This window comes from Rhizomicrobium sp., from assembly GCF_056722145.1.
The window spans coordinates 1-6,770 of the sequence record NZ_JBWZET010000195.1; the positions used below are offsets into that span (position 1 = coordinate 1).

The following is a 6,770-nucleotide window of genomic DNA, read 5'->3' on the forward strand; positions in this document are numbered from 1 at the left end:
GATCTCATCATCAAAGGGAAAAATCTATGTCAAATATCACCATCATCGGCGCGCAGTGGGGCGACGAGGGCAAAGGCAAGATCGTGGACTGGCTGTCGGCCCGCGCCGATGTGGTTGTGCGCTTCCAGGGCGGCCACAATGCTGGACACACCCTCGTCATCGATGGCACCACTTACAAACTGTCGCTGCTGCCGTCGGGTGTGGTGCGCAAGGGCAAGCAGGCGGTAATCGGCAACGGTGTCGTGGTCGATCCGTGGGCGCTGGCGGCCGAGATCGAGCGGCTGAAACAGCTTGGCGTCTCCGTTACGCCCGAGAACCTGATGGTGGCCGAAAACGCGGCGCTGATCCTGCCGCTCCATCGCGAGCTTGATGCGGCGCGCGAGACCGGGGTGCAGGCGCTGGGAACGACCAAGCGCGGCATCGGCCCGGCATACGAAGACAAGGTCGGCCGCCGCGCCATTCGCGCCGTCGACTTGAAGGATTTCAACACCCTGCCCGGCAAGGTGGACCGTCTGCTTAGCCATCACAACGCGCTGCGCCGTGGCGTCGGCGCCGAGGAGATCGCGCCCGCGGCCGTGCTCGCCCAGCTTGCCGAGATCGCGCCGCAGATCCTGCCCTTCGTCGGGCCGGTGTGGCGGGTGCTTGATTCTGCGCGCAAGGCGGGCAAGCGCATCCTGTTCGAAGGCGCCCAGGCGGTGCTGCTCGATGTCGATCACGGCACCTATCCCTTCGTCACCTCATCAAACACGGTGGCGGGTCAGGCGGCGGCCGGCTCCGGCATCGGGCCGCGCCAGAACGGCTATGTGCTCGGCATCGTCAAAGCCTATACGACGCGGGTCGGCGACGGGCCGTTCCCGACCGAGCAGAAAAACGACATCGGCGAGAAGATCGGCCAGAGGGGCGCCGAGTTCGGCACCGTCACGGGGCGCAAGCGCCGCTGCGGCTGGTTCGATGCGGTCTTGGTGCGCCAGACCATCGTCACCGGCGGCGTCGACGGCATCGCGCTGACCAAGCTCGACGTGCTCGACGGTTTCGACGAGATCAAGGTTTGCGTCGGCTACAAGCTGGATGGCAAAACCCACGATTACCTGCCCGCCGATGCGGTGGAACAGGCCCGCATCGAGCCGGTCTATGAGACCATCCCCGGCTGGCAGGAATCGACCCGCGGCGCCCGCTCGTGGGCCGAACTGCCCGCCAACGCCATCAAATACGTCCGCCGCATCGAGGAGCTGATCGACGCACCGGTGGCGCTGCTCTCCACCAGCCCCGAACGCGAGGACACCATCCTGGTGCACGACCCCTTCCTGGGCTGAGGGCTAATCCACACAGTGATTGCGCGATTGGGCCGAATTGATAACGGCCCCGCGCACTGTTATGCAGGGAATCATGGCTAAAAAACCGTTCGATTGTTCGAAGTGCCCGGGCTATTGCTGCTCCTATCACATCATTCCGGTGAAGGAGAGCGACCTCAAGCGCCTCGCCAAGCACTTCAAGGTCTCGCTCGCCGAAGCCAAGAAGAAGTTCGTCACGCCCGGCCGCAAGCAGGACGCCAAGGACGGCCCCTACAAGCTGCGCCGCAAGGCCGACGAGCATTTCGGCAAGATCTGCCGCTTCTTCGATCAGGAAAAGCGCTGCTGCGGCATCTATCAGGCGCGCCCCTACATCTGCCGCGCCTATCCAACCGGCAAATGCGGCTACTACGAATTCCTCAAGATCGAGCGCGATACCCAGGACGATCAGGAAATGATCGTCACGACGCAGAACGATTGATCTTCCCCGTCCATGGCCGAGCTCGACCCGGCCATCCCTGCGTGCGCAACTATGGCTTCAGCGTCGAGCCCGGCACCGGGCGGCCTTGCCACTGCACCATGTGATTGAGCGGGCCGTGGCCCTTGCCCAACCCGGGCGCGGCGGCGATGGCAGCCTGGACGTATTCGCGGGCCTTGGCGACCGCCACCGACAACGGCTCATCCTTGGCGAGGTTGGCGGCAATGGCCGAGGCCAGGGTGCAGCCGGTGCCGTGGGTATGGCGGGTCTTGATCCGCGGGAAGCCGTAAACGTCGACGCCATGCTCCCACATCAGAATGTCGTCGATGGTGGCCTTGCTGGAATGGCCGCCCTTGATGAGCACGGCCTTGGCCCCCATATCCCGTAGGATCGCTCCGGCCCGGCTGAGCGAGGCCCGGTCGGTACGGGTGATCCCCGTCAGCCGCTTGGTCTCCGGAATGTTCGGGGTGATCAGGGTGGCAAGCGGGATGAGCTGTTTGACGACGGTCTTTTCCGCCTCCGGCTTCAGCAAGGCCGCGCCAGAGGTCGCCACCATCACCGGATCGACGACCAGGGGGACGTTGGGGGCGTATTCCTTTAGCGTCGCGGCCACAACCTTCACGATCGCCGCATTGGCGAGCATCCCGGTCTTGATCGCATCGGCGCCGATGTCTTTCAGGCAGGCGATGATCTGCTGACGGACGATCTCGGGCGGCACGGCATGGACCGCGGTGACGCCCTTGGTATTCTGGGCGGTGATTGCGGTCACCGCCGTCATGGCATAGACGCCGAGCGCCGTCGCCGTCTTGATGTCGGCCTGGATGCCGGCCCCACCCGAGGAATCGGAGCCGGCGATAATGAGCAGCCGAGGCAGGCTCACGTCGCCGCATCCGCGATGGCATCGGCGATCTCGCCGACCACGCCGGCGACCATCTTCTCGTCGTCGCCTTCGGCCATAATGCGGATCACCGGCTCGGTGCCCGACTTGCGCACCAAGATGCGACCCTTGCCTTCCAGCTTGGCGCGGCAGCCTTCGATCGTCTTCTTGACCTTGTCGTGCTCCAGCGGCTGGTGGCCGTGCTTGAAGCGGACGTTCTTGAGCACTTGCGGCAACGGCTCGAACAAATGGCAGGCCGCCGAGGCGGGCTTGCCTTCCATGGCGATGGCGGCGAGCACCTGCAGGCCTGCCAGAAGCCCGTCGCCGGTAGTGCAGAAATCGTTGAGCACGATGTGCCCCGACTGCTCGCCGCCGACGTTGTAACCGCCTTTTTTCATCTCCTCGATGACATAGCGGTCGCCGACCGAGGCGCGCACCAGCTTGAGGTCGAGGCTGCCGAGATAGCGCTCGAGCCCGACGTTCGACATCACCGTGCCGACCACGCCGCCGCCGCGCAGGGCATCGGTCTTCTTCCAGCATGAGGCGATCAACGCCAGAACCTGGTCACCGTCGATGATGCGGCCATACTCGTCGGACAACACGACGCGGTCGGCATCGCCGTCGAGCGCCAGACCGAAGTCGGCCCGCACCTCGCGCACCTTGGCGCACATCTGTTCCGGCGCAGTGGACCCGCATTCGAGATTGATGTTGGTGCCGTTGGGCTCGACGCCGAGCGGAATGATCTCGGCACCCAGTTCCCACAGTACCGCTGGCGCCACCTTGTAGGCCGCACCATTGGCGCAATCGATCACCACCCTGAGGCCGTCGAGACGCAGATGGCGCGGGAAGGTGCCCTTCACCAGCTCGATATAGCGCGCCTGGGCATCGTCGATGCGCTTGGCCCGCCCGATCCGGGCCGGAGCCGCCAGACCGCTCTCGAGTCCATTGGTCATCAGGGCTTCGATCTGCTCCTCGCGGGCGTCGGACAGCTTGTTGCCGTCGGGCCCGAACAGCTTGATGCCGTTGTCGGTGTAGGGATTGTGCGAAGCCGAGATCATCACCCCGAGGTCGGCGCGAAGCGAGCGCGTCAGCATCGCCACGCCCGGCGTCGGCAAGGGACCGAACTGGAACACGTCCATGCCGACCGCGGTGAAGCCGGCGACCAGCGCGTTCTCGACCATATAGCCTGAGAGGCGGGTGTCCTTGCCGATCACCACGCGGCCGCGATGCTCGCCCCGCCGGAAAATGCGGCCGGCGGCCATGCCGACCTTCATTGCGATTTCCGCCGTCATCGGATGGGTGTTGGCCTGACCGCGAATACCGTCAGTGCCGAAAAACCTGCGCGTCATTGCCCCTCGCTACCTGGGAACAGCCGGATAATACCAATAAACGCGGCGTGTTAAGTTGACGTTCTGTTACCGCTTAATATGGCATCCCAGACCTTAAGACCACTGGCCAGTGCGGCCGGATCGTGGGTGCGGATATAATCTGCCCCCGCACGACTTGCAAAGAGTTCGGCGGCCAAAGTGGCGGGCCCCGCCTCCCCTGCGGGACGGCCTCCGCGCAAGAAAGATTTGCGCGATACCGAGATCAACACCGGTAAACCGAAGGCTTGTTTGAGATCGCCAACGCGCCGCAATACCTCGTAGGAGGCTTCGGCATAGCGGCCCAAAAACATCCCCATGCCGGGGTCGACAATCAGCCGGTCGGCGGTGACACCGGCCGCCGTCAGCGCATCAAGACGAATTTTGAAGAATTCCAATATGCGGTCGAAGATAGTTTCCGGCGGAACATCGTCGGCGGTGGCGCGCCCTTCCGCCTGCACCGCATGCATCACGATCAGCTTGGCTGGGCTGTCGGCCAGAAGCGGATAGAGCGCCGGATCGGCAAAGCCGTGGATGTCATTGAGATAGGCGACACCTTGCGCCAATGCCCAGCGCTGCACCGGCGCGGAAAAGGTGTCGATCGACACCGGCACGCTTTTCTCGGCCAGTGCCGCAACAACCGGCGCCAGACGGGCGATCTCGACCTCCGGCGGCACCGGTGCCGAGCGCGGATTGGAAGCCGCCGCGCCAATGTCGAGCCCATCAGCCCCACCCGCCATCAGGTCACGCGCATGCGCCAGCGCGGCATCACGCGCCAGGAATTGGCCGCCATCGGAAAACGAATCCGTGGTGATGTTGAGGATGCCGAGAAGGGTGGAAGTCATGAGCGGCTTTCCGCGAACGTCAATCGGAGCGACAGAGTAATGCGTCGCCAGCGCCGGGAAAACCAACGAAAAGGGCCCGGGAATCCCGGGCCCTTCTGGATTGGAGCGGCGATCAATGCCCCGGTTGCGGTTCCGGCGACAGACCGCGGGGTACTCCCGCTTGCGGCACGCTGGGTCCGGGGCCGCGCTGCGGCTCGGGCTCTTCGTACGGCGTGCGCACCGGCGGAATGCCCTTCAACAGCGCCGTGATCTCGTCGCCGGTCAGGGTCTCATATTCGAGCAGGCCCTTGGCGAGCGTGTTGAGGTCCTCACGCTTGTCGGTGAGGATCTGGCGCGCCCGGCTGTAGCAATCGTCGATGATGCGGCGGATTTCCGAATCGATCTTCTGCGCGGTCGCTTCCGAGATGTTCTGGGTCCGCGCCACCGAATGGCCGAGGAAGACCTCTTCCTGGTTCTCGGCAAATTCGATCGGCCCGAGTTCATCGGAGAAGCCGTAGCGCGTGACCATGTTGCGGGCCATGCGCGTGGCCATATGAATGTCGGAAATCGCGCCGGTGGTGACCATGTCGCGACCGAACACGATTTCTTCCGCAAGCCGCCCACCGAACGCCACCGCGATGTCGGCCAGCATCTTCTGACGCGTCACCGACAGCTGATCGTGCTCGGGTAGACGCATCACCATGCCGAGGGCACGGCCGCGCGGAATGATGGTCGCCTTGTGGATCGGATCGGAGCCGATGACGTTGAGCGCCACGATGGCATGGCCGGACTCATGATAGGCGGTGTTCTTCTTTTCCTCTTCGCGCATGACAAGGCTTCGGCGCTCGGCGCCCATCATCACCTTGTCCTTGGCGTCTTCAAGCTCGCTCATCGATACCACGCGCTTGCCGCGCCGGGCTGCCAGCAACGCCGCCTCGTTGACGAGGTTGGCGAGATCGGCGCCGGAGAAGCCCGGTGTGCCGCGAGCGATGATCTTGGGATCGACATCGGGGGCCAGCGGAACCTTGCGCATATGCACGCGCAGGATTTTCTCGCGGCCGGCGAGGTCGGGATTGGGCACCACGATTTCGCGGTCGAAACGGCCGGGACGCAGAAGCGCCGGATCGAGCACGTCGGGACGGTTGGTGGCGGCGATCAGGATGACGCCTTCATTGGCTTCGAAGCCGTCCATTTCGACGAGCAGCTGGTTGAGGGTCTGCTCGCGTTCGTCATTGCCGCCGCCGAGGCCGGCGCCGCGATGGCGGCCGACCGCGTCGATTTCATCGATGAAGACGATGCAGGGCGAATTCTTCTTGGCCTGCTCGAACATGTCGCGCACGCGGCTGGCGCCGACGCCCACGAACATCTCGACGAAGTCGGAACCCGAGATGGTGAAGAACGGCACCCCGGCTTCGCCGGCCACCGCCCGGGCCAACAACGTCTTACCCGTCCCCGGCGGGCCGTAGAGCAGCACACCCTTGGGAATCTTGGCGCCCAGCGCCTGATAGCGGCCCGGGTTCTGCAGGAAGTCCTTGATCTCGTACAGCTCCTCGACCGCCTCGTCGACGCCGGCAACGTCGGCGAAGGTGGTCTTGGGCATGTCCTTGTTCAGCTGCTTGGCCCGCGACTTGCCGAATCCGAAGCCCATCCGCGCGCCGCCCTGCATGCGGGAGAACATCACGAACAAGCCCACCAGCAGCAGCAGCGGCAGCACGTAGACGAGCAGCTCGCCCAGGATGCTGCCCTGGTTGACGACGGTGCTGATCTTCGCGTTTTTAGCTGTCAGCGAATTGAACAGGTCGACCGCGTACCCGCTCGGGTATTTGGTGATGACCTTGTCCGAATTGTCGGTGTCGTTGTTGCCCTTCTTCAGGGTCAACCGCAGCTGCTGCTCGCGATCGTCGATCTGCGCGCTCTTGACGTTGTCGCCGTTGATCT

Annotated in this window: 6 protein-coding genes; 2 read left to right on the forward strand and 4 right to left on the reverse strand. The window is 64.3% G+C overall.

What is annotated here, in order from left to right:
- The first annotated feature begins 26 nt into the window (after nt 1–26).
- Together AC1P6P_RS10155 and AC1P6P_RS10160 are read left to right on the forward strand one after the other, a co-directional pair.
- Complete coding sequence (locus AC1P6P_RS10155; protein ID WP_481402325.1) at nt 27–1,313, forward strand: adenylosuccinate synthase; 1,287 nt, start codon at nt 27–29, stop codon at nt 1,311–1,313.
- Between the two features lie 73 nt (nt 1,314–1,386).
- Nucleotides 1,387–1,770 (forward strand): YkgJ family cysteine cluster protein, encoded by a 384-nt coding sequence (locus AC1P6P_RS10160; protein ID WP_481402326.1) that lies wholly within the window; start codon nt 1,387–1,389, stop codon nt 1,768–1,770.
- Nucleotides 1,771–1,819: 49 nt separating this feature from the next.
- On the opposite strand, the gene thiD is transcribed toward AC1P6P_RS10160, so the two are convergent.
- The 4 genes from thiD to ftsH form a co-directional block, all read right to left on the reverse strand.
- On the reverse strand, nt 1,820–2,647 hold the full coding sequence (thiD, locus tag AC1P6P_RS10165; protein ID WP_481402327.1) for a bifunctional hydroxymethylpyrimidine kinase/phosphomethylpyrimidine kinase: 828 nt from the start codon (nt 2,645–2,647) through the stop codon (nt 1,820–1,822).
- A complete protein-coding gene (gene glmM / locus AC1P6P_RS10170; protein ID WP_481402328.1) occupies nt 2,644–3,993 on the reverse strand; it encodes a phosphoglucosamine mutase in 1,350 nt (449 codons plus the stop codon). Before glmM ends, thiD begins: the two co-directional genes overlap by 4 nt.
- A 50-nt stretch (nt 3,994–4,043) precedes the next feature.
- On the reverse strand, nt 4,044–4,853 hold the full coding sequence (gene folP / locus AC1P6P_RS10175; protein WP_481402329.1) for a dihydropteroate synthase: 810 nt from the start codon (nt 4,851–4,853) through the stop codon (nt 4,044–4,046).
- A 112-nt stretch (nt 4,854–4,965) separates the two neighbouring features.
- Nucleotides 4,966–6,770 (reverse strand): ATP-dependent zinc metalloprotease FtsH (gene ftsH, locus AC1P6P_RS10180; protein ID WP_481402330.1); only part of this gene is annotated, 1,805 nt, incomplete at its 5' end.